Origin of the sequence: Halobellus sp. H-GB7, assembly GCF_030848585.1 — an archaeon.
GTDB lineage: Archaea > Halobacteriota > Halobacteria > Halobacteriales > Haloferacaceae > Haloquadratum > Haloquadratum inordinatus.
On the sequence record NZ_JAVDDW010000006.1, the window covers coordinates 25376 to 43378 of the forward strand.

General features: G+C 59.5%; 21 protein-coding genes and 2 pseudogenes. 19 read left to right on the forward strand and 4 right to left on the reverse strand.

Annotated elements, in window-relative coordinates:
* Window positions 1-16 precede the first annotated feature (16 nt).
* Window positions 17-829, forward strand: coding sequence for a molybdopterin-synthase adenylyltransferase MoeB (gene moeB, locus RBH22_RS11410; RefSeq protein WP_256287733.1), 813 nt, complete (start codon window positions 17-19; stop codon window positions 827-829).
* 32 nt (window positions 830-861) lie between these two features.
* Here the strand turns inward: moeB and RBH22_RS11415 are convergent, their stop codons facing one another.
* Entirely contained in the window at window positions 862-1542 is a 681-nt protein-coding gene (locus RBH22_RS11415) for a helix-turn-helix domain-containing protein (protein WP_306677532.1), read from the reverse strand.
* A gap of 86 nt (window positions 1543-1628) precedes the next feature.
* Between RBH22_RS11415 and RBH22_RS11420 the strand changes: the two genes are divergently transcribed.
* Window positions 1629-3302, forward strand: coding sequence for an NADH-quinone oxidoreductase subunit D (locus RBH22_RS11420; protein ID WP_306677533.1), 1674 nt, complete (start codon window positions 1629-1631; stop codon window positions 3300-3302).
* 212 nt (window positions 3303-3514) lie between these two features.
* Here the strand turns inward: RBH22_RS11420 and RBH22_RS11425 are convergent, their stop codons facing one another.
* Window positions 3515-4135 carry an IS6 family transposase gene (locus tag RBH22_RS11425; protein WP_306677534.1) on the reverse strand — a complete coding sequence of 207 codons (621 nt, stop codon included), beginning with the start codon at window positions 4133-4135 and terminating at the stop codon, window positions 3515-3517.
* 24 nt (window positions 4136-4159) lie between these two features.
* Window positions 4160-4462 carry a hypothetical protein gene (locus RBH22_RS11430; RefSeq protein WP_306677535.1) on the reverse strand — a complete coding sequence of 101 codons (303 nt, stop codon included), beginning with the start codon at window positions 4460-4462 and terminating at the stop codon, window positions 4160-4162.
* Window positions 4463-4848: 386 nt separating this feature from the next.
* Here RBH22_RS11430 and RBH22_RS11435 point away from each other — a divergent pair, with 386 nt between their 5' ends.
* The 8 genes and pseudogenes from RBH22_RS11435 to RBH22_RS11470 all read left to right on the forward strand — a co-directional run bounded on the left by RBH22_RS11435 (window position 4849) and on the right by RBH22_RS11470 (window position 10588).
* Window positions 4849-5769 carry a transcription initiation factor IIB family protein gene (locus tag RBH22_RS11435; RefSeq protein ID WP_306677536.1) on the forward strand — a complete coding sequence of 307 codons (921 nt, stop codon included), beginning with the start codon at window positions 4849-4851 and terminating at the stop codon, window positions 5767-5769.
* A 256-nt stretch (window positions 5770-6025) separates the two neighbouring features.
* Window positions 6026-6553 carry a sugar-specific transcriptional regulator TrmB gene (locus RBH22_RS11440; protein WP_256546841.1) on the forward strand — a complete coding sequence of 176 codons (528 nt, stop codon included), beginning with the start codon at window positions 6026-6028 and terminating at the stop codon, window positions 6551-6553.
* Complete coding sequence (locus RBH22_RS11445) at window positions 6554-7003, forward strand: hypothetical protein (RefSeq protein WP_306677537.1); 450 nt, start codon at window positions 6554-6556, stop codon at window positions 7001-7003.
* A gap of 59 nt (window positions 7004-7062) precedes the next feature.
* Window positions 7063-7941, forward strand: a complete 879-nt coding sequence (locus tag RBH22_RS11450; protein WP_306677538.1) for a hypothetical protein — start codon at window positions 7063-7065, stop codon at window positions 7939-7941.
* Window positions 7942-8267: 326 nt separating this feature from the next.
* Window positions 8268-9041: a GIDE domain-containing protein gene (locus tag RBH22_RS11455; protein ID WP_306677539.1), complete on the forward strand. Its 774-nt coding sequence runs from the start codon at window positions 8268-8270 to the stop codon at window positions 9039-9041.
* 213 nt (window positions 9042-9254) lie between these two features.
* Window positions 9255-9746: a hypothetical protein gene (locus tag RBH22_RS11460; RefSeq protein WP_306677540.1), complete on the forward strand. Its 492-nt coding sequence runs from the start codon at window positions 9255-9257 to the stop codon at window positions 9744-9746.
* A 3-nt stretch (window positions 9747-9749) separates the two neighbouring features.
* The gene (locus tag RBH22_RS11465; protein ID WP_306677541.1) at window positions 9750-10115 is read left to right on the forward strand and encodes a hypothetical protein; all 366 of its coding nucleotides are present in this window, start codon (window positions 9750-9752) and stop codon (window positions 10113-10115) included.
* Between the two features lie 77 nt (window positions 10116-10192).
* Window positions 10193-10588: pseudogene (locus RBH22_RS11470) on the forward strand (hypothetical protein).
* A 150-nt stretch (window positions 10589-10738) separates the two neighbouring features.
* Here the strand turns inward: RBH22_RS11470 and RBH22_RS11475 are convergent.
* Window positions 10739-12469, reverse strand: coding sequence for a hypothetical protein (locus RBH22_RS11475; protein WP_306677543.1), 1731 nt, complete (start codon window positions 12467-12469; stop codon window positions 10739-10741).
* Window positions 12470-13171: 702 nt separating this feature from the next.
* On the opposite strand from RBH22_RS11475, the gene RBH22_RS11480 reads away from it, so the two are divergent.
* From RBH22_RS11480 to RBH22_RS11520, 9 genes and pseudogenes are all read left to right on the forward strand, one after another.
* Window positions 13172-13381 (forward strand): HNH endonuclease, encoded by a 210-nt coding sequence (locus tag RBH22_RS11480; RefSeq protein ID WP_306677544.1) that lies wholly within the window; start codon window positions 13172-13174, stop codon window positions 13379-13381.
* Window positions 13378-13728 carry a DUF6166 domain-containing protein gene (locus RBH22_RS11485; RefSeq protein ID WP_306677545.1) on the forward strand — a complete coding sequence of 117 codons (351 nt, stop codon included), beginning with the start codon at window positions 13378-13380 and terminating at the stop codon, window positions 13726-13728. The genes RBH22_RS11480 and RBH22_RS11485 overlap by 4 nt, the downstream gene beginning before the upstream one ends.
* Window positions 13729-13750: 22 nt before the next feature.
* Window positions 13751-14026 carry a hypothetical protein gene (locus RBH22_RS11490; RefSeq protein WP_112079806.1) on the forward strand — a complete coding sequence of 92 codons (276 nt, stop codon included), beginning with the start codon at window positions 13751-13753 and terminating at the stop codon, window positions 14024-14026.
* 50 nt (window positions 14027-14076) lie between these two features.
* Window positions 14077-14298 carry a hypothetical protein gene (locus RBH22_RS11495; RefSeq protein WP_306677546.1) on the forward strand — a complete coding sequence of 74 codons (222 nt, stop codon included), beginning with the start codon at window positions 14077-14079 and terminating at the stop codon, window positions 14296-14298.
* Window positions 14299-14421: 123 nt separating this feature from the next.
* Window positions 14422-15423, forward strand: a complete 1002-nt coding sequence (locus RBH22_RS11500; RefSeq protein ID WP_306677547.1) for a DUF6610 family protein — start codon at window positions 14422-14424, stop codon at window positions 15421-15423.
* A gap of 77 nt (window positions 15424-15500) precedes the next feature.
* On the forward strand, window positions 15501-15848 hold the full coding sequence (locus RBH22_RS11505) for a hypothetical protein (RefSeq protein ID WP_306677548.1): 348 nt from the start codon (window positions 15501-15503) through the stop codon (window positions 15846-15848).
* 77 nt (window positions 15849-15925) lie between these two features.
* On the forward strand, window positions 15926-16852 hold the full coding sequence (locus tag RBH22_RS11510; protein ID WP_306677549.1) for an ArdC-like ssDNA-binding domain-containing protein: 927 nt from the start codon (window positions 15926-15928) through the stop codon (window positions 16850-16852).
* Between the two features lie 278 nt (window positions 16853-17130).
* Window positions 17131-17397, forward strand: a pseudogene (locus RBH22_RS11515) (hypothetical protein); the annotation flags it as partial.
* Window positions 17398-17592: 195 nt separating this feature from the next.
* Window positions 17593-17916, forward strand: a complete 324-nt coding sequence (locus RBH22_RS11520) for a hypothetical protein (RefSeq protein ID WP_306677550.1) — start codon at window positions 17593-17595, stop codon at window positions 17914-17916.
* The last annotated feature ends 87 nt before the right edge of the window (window positions 17917-18003 follow it).

Consider the following 18003-nt stretch of genomic DNA (forward strand, 5'->3'; position numbering starts at 1 on the left):
ACTCCCGAGTACGACTATGTCGCTCTCACTCGACGCTACGCAACTGGATCGCTACTCCAGACACATCATTATGGACGAGGTCGGTCCCGAGGGACAAAAGCGCCTGCTCGACGCCCGGGTGCTCGTCGTCGGCGCGGGCGGCCTGGGCGCGCCGGTGATTCAGTACCTCGCCGCCGCGGGGGTCGGCACGCTCGGCATCGTCGACGACGACGTCGTCGAGCGGAGCAATCTCCAGCGCCAGGTCATCCACCACGATGCCGACGTCGGCCGACCGAAAGTCGACAGCGCAGCGGCGTTCGTCGAGGGCCTCAATCCGGATGTCGACGTCGAGACCTACGAGACCAGACTGGAGAAATCGAACGTCGAGGAGGTGGTCCCCGGCTACGACCTCGTCGTCGACGCCTCGGACAACTTCCCGACGCGGTACCTCCTGAACGACTTCTGTCGGCTCCGGGAGATCCCGATCGCCCACGGCGCGATCTACAAGTTCGAGGGACAGCTGACGACGCTCGTTCCCGGCGGACCGTGTTACCGCTGTCTGTTCCCCGAAGCGCCCGAGCCCGGAACAGTCCCGGACTGTGCGACAACCGGCGTCCTCGGCGTCCTGCCCGGAACCGTCGGCTGTATCCAGGCCACGGAAGCAGTGAAACTCATCCTCGACGCCGGCGATCTGCTGACAGGACAACTGCTTTTTTACGACGCGATGGAACTCTCCTTCGAGAAGGTTCCGTACCGCGAGAACCCCGACTGTCCGGTCTGCGGCGACGACCCGATCGACTCGATCGACGAGGTGGAGTACACGGCGGCCTGTGCGGTCGGCGGCGACTGAATCCGTCGCTGCGAGGGCGTTCGAGCCCGCGCTTACGTTCTCCCGCCCGGAATCGCGTCGACGACGCGTTCCAGTACCGTCGCCTCCGCCTTTCGGAGGTGTTCGGCTGCGGTTCCGACGGCGCAGTCGAGTTCCTCGGCCACCGCTTCGAGCGTCGCATCCCGGGGATCGGCGTAGTATCCACACGCGACTGCGACGCGGAGCGCTTCACGTTGTCGAGACGAGAGCGCGGCGGTCGGGTCCGAGAGGCGGCCGTCGTACGGTTGGATCTGCTGGACGGTTACTCCGATTTCGCTCGGGAGTCCGTCGAGTGCGGTCTCCACTTCGCTCGCCGTCCCGACGAGCGAGACGTCGATACAGCGATCCTCGCGGTAGATGACCGGTGGAACGACCACGACGCCGGTTCCCAGGAACGCCGCGGTCAATCTGGCATCGGCGGCGCGTTGATCTTCGGTGACGGCGAGGTGGAACCCCCGCTGTGTCGGTTCAGTGGCGACTTCGTAATCCAGAATCGACGGCTGGTCGGCCAGCGCCGCCGTGTACGACGCGGGATCGTCGCCGTCGACGAAGAACACGAGCGTGTTTCGATCGCCGACTGCGGGATTCCAGTGCCGGAGGCGCGTCTCCCGGAACCCGGGTGTGTCGGCCACGAACGCGTGCATCGGATGAACGTACGGTTCGGGGAGGTCGAGCCGCAACCGCAGCGAGCGCATCGGAGGAGATTGGGTCTGTCGAAGGTAAAAGTATACCTCAGACGTGAGGCAGCAGTCCCAGGTGAGAGTCTTCCGAACACTGCGGTATGCAACACCCGTGCGAACCCTCCGCCGAGCCGACGCCGGTCGATACGCCGACCAACTCGACCGCCGAACGCGCTCTCGCGTCGCTGGAGCAGTCGTTTCACGTCCGCCGGGAATCCCACCAGCACGCGCCCGGCGTCGTGATCCGCCCGGATGCGGTGCAGGACGTGCTTCGACACCTACGCGAGGTGGCCGGGTTCGACCACCTCTCGTGTGTGACCGCTCAGGAGTATCCCGACCGCTACGAGACGATTTACCACCTGAAGCAGTACGCCGATCCGACCACGGAACTGAGCGTGATCGTCCCGGCGCCCAGCGACGCGCCCACGAGCCAGTCGGCGGCGCCCGTCTTGCCGACCGCTGGCTGGCACGAACGCGAGGCGTACGATCTGATCGGCATCGAGTACGACGACCATCCGGATCTGCGCCGCCTGCTCCTCCCCGAGACGTGGCAGGGACACCCGCTCTCGCTGGATTACGATCAGCATCGGCCACAGATCGTCCCCTACACCGAGAACGTCAATCCCGTCCAGGACGACGAGCGCGACGGCGACACGCTGCTTTTGAACATCGGGCCGCATCACCCGGCCACGCACGGTGTCCTCCACCTGCAAGTCACGCTCGACGGCGAGCAGATCGTCGACGTCGACCCCGACATCGGCTACATCCACCGCTGTGAGGAGCAGATGTGCCAGTCGAAGACTTACCGTCACCAGATTATGCCCTACCCCGATCGTTGGGACTGGGGCGGCGCGGGCTTGCTGAACGAGTGGGCCTACGCGCGGACGGCAGAGCACCTTGCCGACATCGAAGTCCCCGAGTACGCCCAGGTCGTCCGGACGATGGCAGCGGAGCTCTCGCGGATGCTCTCGCACTTTCTCGCCGTCGGCGCGTACGCGCTCGACGTCATCGGCGACTTCACGGCCACGTTTATGTACGCGATCAAGGACCGCGAGACGGTCCAGAACATCCTCGAAGACCTCACCGGCCAGCGGCTGATGTTCAACTACTTCCGCCTGGGCGGCGTCGTCTGGGACCTCCCCGATCCACGTGAGGAGTTTCTCGCGAAGATCTACGACTTCGTCGACGACCTCCCGGAGCGACTGGCAGAGTATCACGACCTGCTCACCGGCAACGAGGTCATCCAGCTTCGAACCGTCGACACCGGAGTGCTCTCGACGGAGACGGCGAAGGCCTACGGCTGCACCGGCCCCGTCGCACGCGGCTCGGGAATCGACTACGACCTGCGTCGCGACGACCCCTACGGCTACTACGACAAGCTCGAGTGGGATGTCGTCACCGAACCAGACGGTGACAATTTCGCTCGTCTCCTGGTCCGATTACAGGAACTCGAACAGTCCGCGAAGATCGTCGAACAGTGTGCTGACCGCTTGGCGGAGTGGCCGGCCGACGAGCGAACGATCCAGGCCAACGTCCCGCGGACGATCAAGCCCGACCCAGACGCCGAAGTGTATCGAGCCGTCGAGGCCGCGAAGGGCGAACTCGGGATCTACATCCGTTCGGACGGCACCGACACGCCCGCGCGGTTCAAGATCCGCGGCCCGTCGTTCTCGCACCTCCAGGCCCTCCCCGAAATGACCGAGGGCGAGTACATCCCGGACCTGATTGCGACGCTCGGCAGCCTCGACACGATTATGGGCGAAGTCGACCGGTAGCGTCGCCGACGAAACGGCGTCGCTCACTGAGGGTGAAGGCAAACAGTCGGCACACGCGTCACTGCCCGCGTCGACGTGCCGAACGACCGCTGCCCGACGCGGGACGGATGCTACGTCACGGAGACGCTGGCCTCTTCATGCGGTATAAACCCAGGGTCGCGCCGTGCTCATCTGCGCGCGCCGCCCGCCGGTAGTGTTCAGATTAGCTGGTTCTATGCGAAGGCGAACGCTTGAAGCCAATTTTCGACAGTGTCTGCTTCGGCGTGGCTAAAACAATTTGAGAACTGATTTGTTCGGCGTTTTAGTTCTCGGAAGACACGTTCGACGCTATTCCGATTACCATGTTTTTCATATCTGTAATCGAGGCCGTGTCGATGGAGTGCCGCTTGCAGCCACGGTGCAGAATCGACGAGAAAGAGCGCATCATCGACGAGATGTTTCTCGCGGAGTTCCGCAAGGAACATCTCGGTAATCGCTTGATTTCTCGTCGGAGAAAGCTTAATATGCAGCAAGCGGTTCGTTTCGGGATCGACCGCAGCGTACAGCCAGAACCGTTCGTCATTGAGTTGGATCACGGTCTCGTCGACCGCAACGTGATCCGGGTCGGCACCATCTGTGGGCTGTAGATCGGCCTTCTGCACCCAGTTATGAACGGTGGAGCGACAACGATCGACACCCAAACTATCAAGGATAGAGATGGTATTCGAAAGTGATAGTCCAGCCAAGTGAAGTCGAATACCGAGCTTCATCGCTGGCTCGGGTGTCGACTCTCGCTCCACAAATCCTAACTCGAAGCGGTTGCTACCACCGTTGAGGCGTGCGATTTCGAGCATTGATCACTCAAAAATCGCACCGCCTCATCCTTCATCCTTATCTGAACACCGCCGGTTTTCACTGGGCTGAACACTAAGAGTAGTAGGTAGTGTGACGACGATATCACCGCCGCTTGTGATGAGTTCAAGGACGTGGTCATGCGATGGGAGTTCGTATTGTCGCCAGTATTCCCTAGGGACATCTGTGTGAAGGAATTCGTCTTTGCGTTGTTCGAGGTCTCGGAGATTAACGAAGAGGAGATCGTAATCCCGTATATTAGCCGTCTCGTCCCAGTCAGCGTAGTCTGCAAAATCGAGTTCGGATCCTTTTGAGAGAATACGTGTCACTGTTGTTTTTGTCTGGGAGCGTCGGATTATTGGACTTATCGGTCGTTTACTGCAATCAGAAGAATTGAAGAAGTGCGTCGGCGACTGGAAGAAGACTTCGGGTTAAACTCGGGCGGACCGCAAGCGAACGCGGGCATCAGGTCGGGATTCACCAGAAAGTACGGAAAAGGATTCAGTATCGACGAACGATACTGGATGGGTGACCAGAATCAGTACCGTCTAAATGAGCAGTACCGCAGTGAGATTGAAGAGCGCTGGACCTGATTCACGCTCTCGCATAGCTCAATCTAATCAAAAGTAGTTGACTCACTGGTTTGCGTTTATTTTCCCCTCAAGGGGTGAGGGGTTCGCCGTGCTGGCGAATCTCCAGAAACTGGTGACAAAACATGGCGACGAGAGACATCTACGAGACGAGCTTCGACGAAGACGTCCAGACAAACTCCAGCACGAACCCATGTCCGGAGTGCGATGGCCGGGTGACTACCAACTCGGTCGAAACTATCTGTGAAGACTGTGGACTCGTTATTGACGAGCAGCGAATCGACCACGGGCCCGAATGGAGAAGTCACGACCAACACGAGCGAAAGCGGACGGGTGCTCCACTGACTGCAGCACGTCATGACCGGGGGCTTTCGACCGATATCGGTCGCTGGAAAGATGCAAACGGGAACGAACTCTCTGGACGAAAGCGCCAGCGACTGTCCCGAATACGGCGGGAACAGACTCGTGGTCGGTTCCAGTCGAAAGCCGAGCGAAATCTCGCACACGGCCTGGGTGAAGTTCGAAGAATCGCGAGCGTCCTCGAGCTCTCAGATTCGATTCGGGATCAGGCGTGCCAACTGTTCCGGAGCGCCCAGAACGAGGATCTGCTTCGAGGCCGATCAATCGAGGCGATAGCGGCAGCAAGCATCTACGGAGCCTGTCGCTGTAACGGTCACTCGCGGTTACTCGACGACGTCGTCGACGCAGCACGCGTCGAACAATCGAGAGTCGCGAATGCGTACAAGACGCTGAATACAGAACTTGGACTGCCGACCCAGCCTGTTCGACCGAGCGAATTCATCCCCCGTCTCGCGTCAGAACTTAACATTTCAGACGCCACCCGACGTCGAGCAGTGGCACTCTCGAAGCACCATCAAGAAACTGCTATTTCAAACGGGTGTCGTCCGAGTGGCGTCGCGGCGGCCTGCATATACAAAGCTGCACAGGAACACGGAAGACCACTCACACAGCAGAGAGTTGCGGATGCTGCAGGGATGTCAGCTGTAACAGTTCGTGCCAGGAGAGACGAACTCAACGCGGCATGAGCCGATTTGCATCGGCATCAACTTCATACGCTGCGAGATGAGTTACCCAATTATGACGCTCACAGAGACGGTCGATTATCTCGCCGAGGAGTTAGACTTGGAGCGGAGTGAACACGTCCGGCAGGTCGGAAAGGCAGTCGCAAGACTACGCGATTGACCAAGTCTGGTCCTGCCCTCCCAGTAACCCAGCACAGCACCCTTTGCATATATTTGAAGAATCCAAAGATATATTGAGAGTGGCCGCCTACAGGTACGTATGACCGAGTTCGATCCGGCCCCAACGTCCGACGATACGCAGCGCCGGTGGCAGACGGGGACAGACACGTTTGGTCGTGTCTACGACGTCGTCCTCGGCGTTACCGCTCCGACTGCCTACACCGAGATCGCTGAGCTTGCGGACTGCTCTCCGAATGCCGCGAAAAAGCACCTCGACCGCTTGACGGAGATGGGCATCGCCCGAGCCGAGAGAGACAGCCGTCCAGCAACATACGAACGTAACGAGGGGTATCTCGAATGGCAGGACGCCAGTCGAATCGCAACTGAGCTCTCTATCGAAGCGATCATCGACCGCGTGGAGGCGCTTGAAGCCCAGCGAACGGAATACGAAGCCCAATTCGAAACGTCAGACCCAGCGGCTGTCAACGTGTTTGATCACGATAGTCACGAAACCATCCACGAGCGGATGACCGCAGTCAGCGAGTGGCAGGGCGTGATTCGAGATATCCGGCTATACGAACTTGCTCGCCAGCTCTCCCAGAATGATGGGCATCTGATTCCGGCCTAAATGAGTCAGCCACCGGAGGATCCGGCCCCACACTCGACGGGCCCGCCGGATCGACAGACGCTGCGCCTGCTGGAGCGACACCTCTCGTCGGATTCACTCGTCGCCGAGACTGCGTTCGATCCGGATTCATACGAACCTCGACTGCTTCGTGGACTGCTCGACGCTGGACGATATCCTGACACAGTAACAGCGGCCCGTCTCGACATCCGATGGTTCACGACTGGCGATTTCTCGGTCCACTACGTCGAAGAGCACGAGGACAGGGAACGCTGGGAGTGTCGCTGGGACCGGCACCCGAACGCGCACAACACCCGGTTGCACTTCCACAAGCCACCGTCTGCCACCGAAATTACCGACCTCGAACTCCCGTCGCTCCATCCACTCGAAGTCTACTCCACTGTCCTCACGGCGATCGAACGGCGCATCGAGACACTGTGGTCGGCACAGTGATCCCGTGATGAAGGGAGCGTGAGTTCAAGTACGATAACGAGGGAAGCCATTCACAAGAGATGACGGACCACTACTCTGATTTTGAGGAACTACGACCACTTGGTGAAACGACCCACGTTCCCGACGACGAGCTTTCCAGACGGGGGAACCCTGGACGAGCAGAGCGAAAGGAAGGGCTCGGATCGTATCCTGATCGAGTGAGATCAACACCGATCGAATGTTCCTCGTGCGGTGCGTCGATTCCTGCGAACCGTACCAAGTGTCGGTTCTGCCTCTCAAATCATCTGGATGGGACCAGCGACGATAGTTGCACTCCGGATACTGAGTGGACACTGCTCCACGTGGACCATCTACTCGTCGAGGCGTCGACGTTCTACGCTGCCGTCGCGAAGGGTGCTGCTGCGGCCACGCTCCTCACGAAGGCCGATAGAGATCCAGCGATCGATGACTGCCAGCTGATCTACGACCTCAATGCAGAGCCCGCCGCACAGCTAACCGAGCAGTGGCCCTCGCTACCCGAAGCAGTTCGAGTCACCTCCGAAAGTGGCGAACAGCTTCTCGCAGCCGCTCGTGAACGGACGGGACGGACAAAGCCGAACCAGTCGCGGAGTGATGGGGCGCATACGACGTTCCTCTACAATGAGGGAGGCCACAACGTTCGTGAGGAAGATCGGCTTACAGCCCTACTGGAGAGCGCCGAGGACGATGTCTGGTTGGTGCCAGCGATTGCACTCCAGCGTTCCGTCGACGGCGACCACTCCGAGAATCAGCAACCCAGCGTTCCCTCAAAAACACGTCTTGGATGTCGCAGTTGCGACCGAACGACTGAGCATCAGTTCCAGGAGTTCGAGTCCATCCCAGTTGACGAGTGGGCTGGCCAGGCGATGTGGGAGTGCCAAGTGTGTCAGTCGCCTCGTCACGGACCAGATCCCGAGTAGGATACTCGGTTGAACAAGGGTTAACCAACGTAGGCTGCCTACACGAAATTGCTCTGTTGAATCCACCAAAGGTGTGGATCTCTGGGAAATATCCTCAGCAGAATGTTTCGGCCTAAAAAGCCGAGCAAAAGAGCGTCAGTTTCGGGTGATCTGGGAGCCAATCTACCGAGAATCCCCGTGCTGTCAGCGGATTCAACAGAATAGAGTGTGTCTCACGGAGTACACTTGGAAGCGTTGTAAGTGGTTACTGTATGAGTCGGAAACTCCTGATTTACCTTCCGTGAGTCCCAAAGTTTTCAAGTATAGTTCATTGGTTATCGCTATTAATGGTCGACAGTTTCGTCATTTCGCTCAGTAGTCTCGTGTTCGTGGTTGTTGGGCTGATCACGTTGAACAAGGGCCGTACGGAGCGGGCTGAAAGCACCCGGATGGAGGAAACCGAGACAACGGCGATTCGCGACCTGGAACCAGGGCCGGTCGAGGTTAAGGGGACTGTACACGGGACCGACGACGCGACCCTTCAGCAGTCGCCCATCGACGGGACAGAGGCGTTAGCTGTCCACGTCGAGGTCAAGGAATTGCACTCGGACGGCAATGGCCCGGGCAACTGGCAGACCATCTTCGAGAACCAGACAGCCGAACCCATGTTTATCGACGACGGGACCAGCGAGGTATTGGTCAACCTCCCGGAAGACGGCGGGTTGAACCTCGAGCAGTCGGAATGGAAAGTCGAAGCCGGCGACGAACCGCCGGAAGAGATCCGAACGTACGTCGAAAACGAGCCCGCACTCGACCTCCCGGATGGCGTCGACATCGGCCCATTGAGCACCGGCGAGCGCCGTCGCTACCTCGAAGGCACACTCGAACCGGGCGAGGAGGCCTATCTCCTCGGAACCGCTAGGGAGACCGAGGCGGGTTGGGACAATCGCGATTACGTAATCGACGAGCCGACGTCCGACGGTGACTTCGTTCTCTCGGACAAGTCGGAGGCCGAGCTGATAGAGGAGGGACGGAGTAGTGGCCTCGTCTTCCTGACCGCTGGCGCGCTCATGATAGTAATTGGACTGGCTTCACTCCTCTCGCCATTCCTACCAATATAGGAGTAGTTGGCACACCTGTTACTTTTATTTAATTATATCCGCCTTGTCGAATCCGGTGACGGTGTCGAGGGCACCATTTGAGGGTATCGAGGATTTTTCCCACCCTAGCCAGCATCGTCAGTACTATTTTTTGAGCGCCGGCGATGGCTGCCGGCGCATCACGTAGTGACGCAGTGTGCAGCCGCGTGCGTCGGCAGACAACGGTGAAAACCGATGCATATGGTCATTTACACTCTGGTAGAGGCATCGACGCGAGACGACGCAGTGGCCACCGGCAAAGCAGTGTTCGATCGATTGGTTGGAGCCGATCCGCACGCTGGCGCCGTATTTGACTACTTCGTCACGTTCGATCAAGAAGGCACGACGGTGGCAGGGAAAGCCCGTTGGGGCGACCTCCCAGTTGCAGCGCGCGTAGACTCTGACAAAGGCCAGGAACTCCTGGAGCGCGGTTGGGACGCGACGAAGAGCGAGTTCCAGCGGAATCTCAATCGAGTACAGGAGGCGCTCGACGAGCTTAGCGATGATGAGATAATGCGTGATGAGAACCTCGCCCGGCATGCCTTCCATCAAGTCGGTGCCTACGACGGTCCCTCGATTTTCCTGTACGACGAACACGGTTGCGGGATTCGCAACCGAGGCCAGCTGGATCGCATCGTCGACGAGAGTGACGACCTCTGGGTCGTTCCGGCGGACGTCCATTTCTAAACAATGTCCAGAATCACAAACTGGCGACGCGAGAGCCGCTCGCCAACGTTGGCGTATCGGAACACCGAGACTGGCGTTCGAGCTGTCCTGCACAGAGCGCCAGACTCCTACCGCTACAAGTGGCGTGGCGCAATCCTCGTCGACGGCTACCCAGTATGGTCGCGGGGGTACGAGACGAAGGACGCAAAATCGTTCCGTGACGAGCTCCGGAAGCGGCCAGCGCCCGAATTGAGTTGTCCCGAGTGTCTGAACAGCGGCGTGGCAATCGGTGGAAAAGCGGCTGATGGGGCGAAGGTCCAGCGCTGGTTCGACTGTCCCGACTGCGGGTGCGAAGCGCCCTCGCGAATCGTGTACGGCGCCGAGCGCTGATTGATGGGAACATATCTTCGGTGGCGTTTATTTTGGGCCGGAATGGGTGGCCCGTCTCAATCGGGCCAGATCCACAGATGAGTCTGGAAGTCATCGACCGCCACAGTGAAGCACTGTTCGAGTTCCTCTGGTGTCCCGTCTGTGGACACGAGATATTCAGTCACATTCCGTTCGAAGGTGTGTTCTGCAAGCACTGCAACACGCAGGTCGAACTCCAAGAATCCCGAGAGACACGCGGCTACGAGGAGGCTGTCCTCGCCTGCTTCGACACCGCCACGACCTAGAACCTCCACGTTGACGAGAAGCTCCGTCGCGATCTTCCGGATGGATCGGCGCGGGTGAAGGTCTTCGGCGCACCGGGCGCCTACGAGGTCGACTGGTGGAGTCCAGAGCCGAGTGAGGACTGGGAACCGGTCGAGCGCGGTGAGTTCGACGACATCGAAGAACCTGCTGAGGTGTCTCACTTGGCGTAAGGAGAGAGGTTCGGTGGAAGCCCTCAGATTTTGATAGATGTGGCGTGCTGAATATAGAGGGTGAGTTCAGCAGTCGTAGCGTCCGATCGGGCTGGAGGCGATAGGCGTTGGAACGTGGTTCTAGCGAGTGGAGTCGGGAGCTGGAACCGCTCAGTTGACCGCTTTCGACAGCTCCGCCCCTGCTTTGAACTTCACGTCGTTCGATGCGTCGGCAGCCCCGACAAGGTGCAGTACCGGTGCATCGAGCGCCGTTATAACGGCCGACGGGTGGATGTCGCCGCCCTCGTCGTCGCAGTCACCTGTGTCGTGCCTGGCAAGCGTTTCCCGGGACTGGACCCCCCAGCAGTACACCTCGCCGTCGTCCCTGCACGCCTTGTGAGCACCCGCGGGCAGGTACTCGGCGTTCGGGTCGTACTGGCTCTGTAGCGTGATGTTCGAGTATTTCGTCCGCCCGGGCTTTTTCCGAACGACTCCGTCGTCGTTTCCCATCCTCTCGAGGTCGATACCGCCGTCCTCGATGTCCGAGCGCGTGACGCCGGCGACGAGGTTCGGGCCGTCGGTCGTCAGGAGCGTCGCGCTGTTCTCGTAGAGCGCGCCGTCGTCGATCTGCCAGCCGCCGACGAACAGCAGCTGGTCGTCGTGGACGATCCGTCGCACGTAGAACAGGGCGGGCATCGGGACGGGACTGTCCGGCGGGGTCGCCGCAGCGGGGACGACGAACGTCTCGGACACGGCGCCCTTCCCGGAGGTGGTCTCCCCACCCCAGGCTTCCAACTCTTGGATGATTAGCGGACTCGTCTGCCCATCGTAGCAGCATCTGCCCGTGACGCGTGCCATCGGCTCGGAGCCGTCGAAATCCGGCGACGCACCGGTGACGACCACACCGCCCGAGGTTCCGAAGGCGGCGACGTTGCGAGCCGTCATTCCCCGCCGGATATCCTTCTTGTCGATGCCAGGGAGCTGTGACCCGACGGCGTCACCGACTTCGAGCGTCGACGTGAGGAGGTTCCGACACGCGAGGTCTCGATGGACCGCGACAGTCCGGTCGGTCTCGCCACAGCTATCGGCGTCCCGTTCGCCGAAGAAGTACGTGAGGACGCGCTCGGGCGTGAGTTCGTCGGCCAGTGCCGGCCCGCCGCCCCGGACGCGGGCGTCGGGGAGACTGACGACGAAGTGCTCGCCGATCGTCGGCTCCCCGCTGAGGTATTGGTAGAGGGGGTTGTTGCCGGTGTTGTCTGTCCCCTCGTAGAGGGGATTGTTGGCGAGTTCCTCGTCGATCCGCTCGATGTCACCCTGAACGATGCGGCGGGCCTGCTGTATGGACCGCCGCGCGCTGTCCCACTCGCCCGCGTCGACGGCGTCGGCCGCGTCTCCCGCCCGCTGTTGTACCGTTTCCACGTTCTCCTGGATCGTCCCGCAAACGTCGGTGGAGCAGCGCTCGAGCCGATCACCTTTCTTCAGCGCCTTCGTCGTCGCGTTGATGAACGCCTCGAGCGTGGCCGTCGCGTCGTCGTCAGACCGGTCGTCGATGGCCTCCATGGCGGCGTCGGCGTAGACCAATAGCGACCGCTCGATGTCGAGCAAGTCGACGAGGTCCCCGATACCGTCGGCGTCGGAGTCCACGTCGCCCGGGCCGGGCCACCAGATGCTGGTCGGTTTGTTCGACCGCGTGGCGTTGTAGTCCTGTGCCTTGGTGGGCGCGCTGGTACTCCAGCCGTCGATCTCGATGCGTTGTGAGTCGGCACGCAGCGTCGGTGGGACGAATCGCACGTCGACCGGGCCGCTTCTGTACGCCGTCACGTCGCCTGTCTCCCCGCCACTGTAGAAGCCGGCCGGCGAGGCCGTCTTGGTCCCGACAGCTTCCTCGCTGGCTCGGTCCATGAGTCCGTCGACGGCAGTACAGCCAGCGAGACTCCCGAGTGCAACAGTGCCAACCCCTGCGAGAACCCCTCGGCGCGTCCTCAGAGCGGAACTCCCGGTACTATCACCCGCATCGATATTCGTACGAAGTTCTGATTTCATTATGACTATTATATGCAATGCTTATATATAAAGTAGCAATAACATACCTCCCCCGGAATCATCGGATCGAGGACCTGCCGGATTTCGACCCGGTAAACTAAGGCTTCCCGATATTCGCGTTTCGAACGCGAGACACTCTGCAAGATACGCGCTCTGTATTCAGCACAGCCTCAATAACCCATCAGTAATTGAGGATTTCAACAGAGCCGGATAGCTGTTCGTTGGGCAGTTTTTCACCCCCAGAGGGGTGCGGGGTGCTCAAACGAGCATCTCGCGAACTGAACTATGACGAACACGGAAACACCGTGGAGAGATGAATCGCTCCTTTACGAACTCTACTGGGAACAGCATCTGAGTACGAACGAAATCGCCGACGAGTTGGGATGTGAGCAAGCGACCATCTGGAGTTGGATGGACTGCTTCGACATTCCCCGTCGCAGTGCGTACGAGGCAGCCACGAATAGACGTCTTCATCCAGCTGTTTTCACCGACCGCGGGTACGTGGTCTGCGCGTCGAATTACCGTGGATCGACCAAATCAGTCGGCATCCACCGGCTGGTTATGGTTGCCGAGTACGGATTCGACGCCGTCGTCGGGAAAGACGTCCACCACCGAAACGGGATTCGGTTTGATAACCGTCCGGAGAATCTCGAACTCCTCACCCGAGGCGAGCACGCCCAGCGACACGGCTTTGGGACGGATATTCGCCCCTCAAAAAAGGAATTAGGGGATCTTCAACGAGAACGCGATGAACGGGGGCGGTTCAAATGACACCAGAAGCCTACGCCGGCGAACGACGCCGAGGACAGCTGATTGTCACGCGAGTGCCTGAAGGAACACGGCTGACACCAGAGAGAAGCCTCGAACTCGCCGATCACAGTCCGAGTGGGTTCGAGTCAGGATACTGTGGCAGTGGCCCAGCGCAACTCGCGCTCGCTCTTTTACTCGATTACACCGACGACGAGGAGGTCGCTCTCGCGGAGTACATGTCCTTCAAGACCGAGGTCGTGAGCCAGCTGGAGTGTACAGGAGCCGACGGCTGCTGGCGGCTTACCGAGCGCGAGATAGATGCAGCCCTTCGCGAGACAGTCGACGAAGCAGTCGCACCGTCCACCTGAAATCGTTTACAGAGAGCAATTCATGACAGAACACTCGCAGCAGTCACGCACGAACGCTGAATCGCCACAGAACAACAAGCGACAGACATCGACCGAGTACGTCGAGCGAAGCGACGTTGGCGTCTCCCTCACGGTGAAACTCAAACGGGGGACCGGGACTCGAGACCAGGACGAGGTGATCGCGAAGGCAAAGGGCAAGACGCTCGAAGACGCCCGCGAGGACATGGAGACGCTTCGGGAGTACATCCACGACCTCGCCGAGGACGCTCGCCAGATCCAACCAGGAGACGACGAGTAGCGGGTCGACGCTGTTTTTCGTCGCCTCAGGAGGCGCGGAAGCGACCAGGAGTGAGCGATACAGGAGAGCACGATCCAGATTCAAGCGAACTGTCCCCTGAACAGCGTCTCGACCCACCGAATACGCGACTCATCAACGCCGGCATCGCGACGATCAATGACATGGAGACGCTGCGAGCGTGCGTTGCCTACGAGAACACCCACCAGAGCCGGACCCAGATTCTACGACGGCTCAAGTGGAAGGCTGAAGAGTTGCGTGAGGACGCGGAGTAAGCACCCATCTTAACCAACAATTTGCGAGCCACATCACTGATTGTTGGTTAACGTGGAGCAGTCCGGTTTTTCGACCCCCTGAATGGGCGCGGGGCGGCCAGCAGCGGCCTCGCAAACCCAGTCATGTCCCTCGATCTGAGTTCGAACACCAGCACAGCTAGCGAAATCGCCGTCGCCAGACAAACAGACTACGTGGCGTTCCTTCATCGAGCGCCGTTCGTCGCCGACGCGTTGACCCTCGGCTTCCTTCCCGGCTTCCGGGAGGACTGCGGGTATCAGGAGACCCAATATCAGAACCTAAGTCTCCCCGTCGGGATGCTCGACAACGACTTCCGAAACCCCGATCTGGATCGATTCGTCGATCGGTTCTACGAGCACGAGCCACAGGTCGGCGTCATCGGCGACATCTACGAACCCACCGACATCGACGACCACGTCGCTGCCGCTCGCGAGATTCAGGGTATCCACCCCGAGGCCGAGCTCATCGTCGTCCCGAAGTGCCAAGCAGTGATCGACGAGATTCCCGAGGACCTCGTGCTCGGATATTCGCGTGGCTACGCCGACCGGCTAGCGCACGAGTTTTCAGACCCGGCCGATTGGAGAGGTCGACGCGTCCACATCCTCGGCGGGAGTCCGCCCAAGCAGCTCGACGCCATTCGACAGCTGACCCGACCGACACTCACGGACGAGCCACCAGCCGACATCGTCGGCGTCGACTGGAACGGGCTGCATCGTGGCGCACAGTTCGGTGAGTTCTGGACGGCCGACGGCTGGGACGACAGCGGTCGTGACGCCGACCACGTCACCGTGCGAAAGACGGTGCGCCACAGCCTCGCTCGCGTCCGTGAGTTCTGGAGGACCCACGGAATCTGGCCCGAGACGACACCCCCAGACGAGGGGCTGGACGTCGAGTACGAAGGGCCGACCCCAGCTGATATCGAACAAGCTGCCTGTACCGAATGCAGGGCGAACGTCTGGCGAACACGTCGCGGCCCTTTCGTCGTTGAATACGATACCGGTGCAGTCTGTGGGTACTGCAGTTACGAATGCTACTTCACCCATCGCCATCGGAACAACCTCGAGGAGATCGCTGGCGAGCAGAGCGTCTACATCCCCTCGGCGTGATACAGCGTGTGCTGTTTTTCGAGCCCCGGGAGAGGGCGGAGGCTCGTTCGTGAGTCTTCAGCCAGAGGTGATTTTCCGTGAGTCAGCAACAAACTGCAGACGACGTTTCAGTGGATGAGATTCCGATCGATATCTCGAACACCCAGTCCGGGGAGATAGAGCCAGCCGATGTGCCCGGAGAAATCGAGTCGATTACCCGTGGTTTAGCAAGCGAACAGCCACCGACGAACCCACTGGTCGTCCTCAAAGGGGCTCGCTGGTGGTACATCCATGGCAAGGGCGGCACGGATCCCGCCTTCCAGTGGGCTATCGAGTGGACGCGGCACCTCGCAACCGATGTACCGACCGACGTCGAGCAGTTCGACGATTTTCTCGAATATCTCACCTCGCTCGGCTTCGCAGACGAGAAACAAGACCTCCGCTAGATAGCGTGTTTTTTTGCGCCCCAAAGGGTGCGGCGCGGTCTGAATCGGCGCAGTTGCGATAATTAAGTCCTGAAACCATGGCTACGACCAGTGACTCGTCGGTCTCCTTCGAGGAAACCGATACACGACACGACGAAATGCACAGTACCATCGAAGAGTGGATCGACGACCTCGTCAACCACGTCGACGATGCACAAGCGAGTGAGGAGTTCCAGGAGTGGTTGGACGTCCAGAGTTGTTTCCACGACTATTCACACCGAAATACACTCCTCATCAAATTGCAGTATCCAGAGGCAACGAAGGTTGCTGGCTACAACACATGGCGGAACGACTTCGATCGGCATGTCCAGGAAGGAGAACAAGCCATCTGGATCTGGGCACCGATCATCACCACACGCTGTCCCGAGTGTGAGAATTCGCCCAGCTACCACGAGAAAATCGGTTGTGAGTACGACGAGACATCGCCGGATGAGTGGTCGAAAGGCCTCGTCGGGTTCAAACCAGCATCAGTCTTCGACGTCTCCCAGACGGAAGGAGAACCGCTTCCCGAACTGGAGACGGCAGCGATGGGCGACACCGACGACCTGGTGCCAGCGCTCAAAGGAACAGCTGATGACCTCGGGGTGACGGTACGCATCGTCGATGCTGACGACTGGGACCATGGCGACGCGAAGGGAGTCTGTAAGTACCGGAGCCTACACGACCTCCAGCCAGTCGTCGAAGCGAAAGCCCGAGCGAACCAGGCAGATCTCGCTGTCACGCTAATCCACGAGTACGCCCACGCGTTGCTCCACTTCGACATCGAGGATGAACCCGAACGGGCAAAACGCGAGGTCGAAGCAGAAGCCGTCGCGTACATCGTCGGTCGGTATTTCGGACTCGACACGAGCGGATCTGCATTCTATCTCGCTGCGTGGCAGGGCGATGACTCGGAGGTAATTCAAGAGCGACTCGGTCGAATCAGTTCCACCGCTCAGGAGATAATTGGGTCACTCGAGGAGTGACGGTTCCGACACCTTCGGGTGCAATACACAGAGTCGCAACTAATCGAGTAATGTTCCAGGTGCGTTAGAAAACGGTTTTTCACGCCGTCGAAGGGCGACGGCGTGCGCGAACTCGTCACGTCGATTCAGCCGAAATCATGACCGAACGAACTGACGACGTCGAGACACGGAGCGAAGATGAAACAGAACACGAAGAGCGAGTGTACTCTCCTGATGGTGGAGTTGTAACATCGACTCCTGCAGCTTCGCCACCTACTGAAGCGATCCAACAACCCACCATTGGCGAAGACCCGTCTCAGGAGGAACTCGAGCCTCGCACAAAGCGAGCTCGAAACGAAGAGATGGACGTCTCGCTACTCCAGAAGGGAGGAATCTACGAGGTGCGATCGGCGTCAGGGAACATCTACGAGGTCGACATCGCGAGTGAGACGTGTACGTGTCCAGATTTCAAAAAGCGGAATCCAAGCGGTGGGTGTAAGCATCTACGACGAGCCGATCTCGAAATTCGGGGAGGGAACGCCCCTCGTCCAGATGGCCGTCTCCCGGAAACGACGGACGTGGTCGAACAACTTGCAACGGAGATTCGCGAGCTGGACCAAGAGATCGAAGAACGCGAGGACCGTCGGCAGAAACTCGAAGCCACGGTGGCGGTTATCGAGGAAGTCTCGTTGAGTAGACGAGAAAATTAACCAACAATTCTAAGATATTGCCCAACAACGTTGGTTAACAGAACCTGTCCAATGTCCTATTCTCCACCAGACCCACCTCGAGAAGTCCCAGCAGACATCGCTTCGAAGCTGGATGAGCAATCCCCGGAGGTACTCCGACAAGTCGCTCGATTCGCAGAGGAGCTTGCTGAGCATCGCGAGCGGGAGGCACGACTAGCTGAGAACGAGGAGGATAAGGAGGTCGAAGAGCGACCAGAGGATCTTCCTGATGACGTTCCGGCGAAGGCGACGATCACAATCAAGGAGATCAACGACAACCGCTACTACTACTGGCAGTGGCGGGAAGGAGATTCGGTGACGTCGAAGTACAAAGGGCCGGTGAATCCCGACGAGTAGACGAGATTGAATGTAGCCTGAAGTTTGTTACAGCACGATTCCTAGCGTAGCAGATGACACCCCCCAGAGTGTGAATGGGATCGGTTC

Coding starts and splice junctions, on each gene's coding strand:
- moeB (WP_256287733.1), top strand. CDS start 17: ATGTCGCTCTCACTCGACGCTACGCAACTGGATCGCTACTCCAGACAC.
- RBH22_RS11415 (WP_306677532.1), bottom strand. CDS start 1,542: ATGCGCTCGCTGCGGTTGCGGCTCGACCTCCCCGAACCGTACGTTCAT.
- RBH22_RS11420 (WP_306677533.1), top strand. CDS start 1,629: ATGCAACACCCGTGCGAACCCTCCGCCGAGCCGACGCCGGTCGATACG.
- RBH22_RS11425 (WP_306677534.1), bottom strand. CDS start 4,135: ATGCTCGAAATCGCACGCCTCAACGGTGGTAGCAACCGCTTCGAGTTA.
- RBH22_RS11435 (WP_306677536.1), top strand. CDS start 4,849: ATGGCGACGAGAGACATCTACGAGACGAGCTTCGACGAAGACGTCCAG.
- RBH22_RS11440 (WP_256546841.1), top strand. CDS start 6,026: ATGACCGAGTTCGATCCGGCCCCAACGTCCGACGATACGCAGCGCCGG.
- RBH22_RS11445 (WP_306677537.1), top strand. CDS start 6,554: ATGAGTCAGCCACCGGAGGATCCGGCCCCACACTCGACGGGCCCGCCG.
- RBH22_RS11450 (WP_306677538.1), top strand. CDS start 7,063: ATGACGGACCACTACTCTGATTTTGAGGAACTACGACCACTTGGTGAA.
- RBH22_RS11455 (WP_306677539.1), top strand. CDS start 8,268: ATGGTCGACAGTTTCGTCATTTCGCTCAGTAGTCTCGTGTTCGTGGTT.
- RBH22_RS11460 (WP_306677540.1), top strand. CDS start 9,255: ATGCATATGGTCATTTACACTCTGGTAGAGGCATCGACGCGAGACGAC.
- RBH22_RS11465 (WP_306677541.1), top strand. CDS start 9,750: ATGTCCAGAATCACAAACTGGCGACGCGAGAGCCGCTCGCCAACGTTG.
- RBH22_RS11475 (WP_306677543.1), bottom strand. CDS start 12,469: ATGGACCGAGCCAGCGAGGAAGCTGTCGGGACCAAGACGGCCTCGCCG.
- RBH22_RS11480 (WP_306677544.1), top strand. CDS start 13,172: ATGGTTGCCGAGTACGGATTCGACGCCGTCGTCGGGAAAGACGTCCAC.
- RBH22_RS11485 (WP_306677545.1), top strand. CDS start 13,378: ATGACACCAGAAGCCTACGCCGGCGAACGACGCCGAGGACAGCTGATT.
- RBH22_RS11490 (WP_112079806.1), top strand. CDS start 13,751: ATGACAGAACACTCGCAGCAGTCACGCACGAACGCTGAATCGCCACAG.
- RBH22_RS11500 (WP_306677547.1), top strand. CDS start 14,422: ATGTCCCTCGATCTGAGTTCGAACACCAGCACAGCTAGCGAAATCGCC.
- RBH22_RS11510 (WP_306677549.1), top strand. CDS start 15,926: ATGGCTACGACCAGTGACTCGTCGGTCTCCTTCGAGGAAACCGATACA.
- RBH22_RS11520 (WP_306677550.1), top strand. CDS start 17,593: ATGTCCTATTCTCCACCAGACCCACCTCGAGAAGTCCCAGCAGACATC.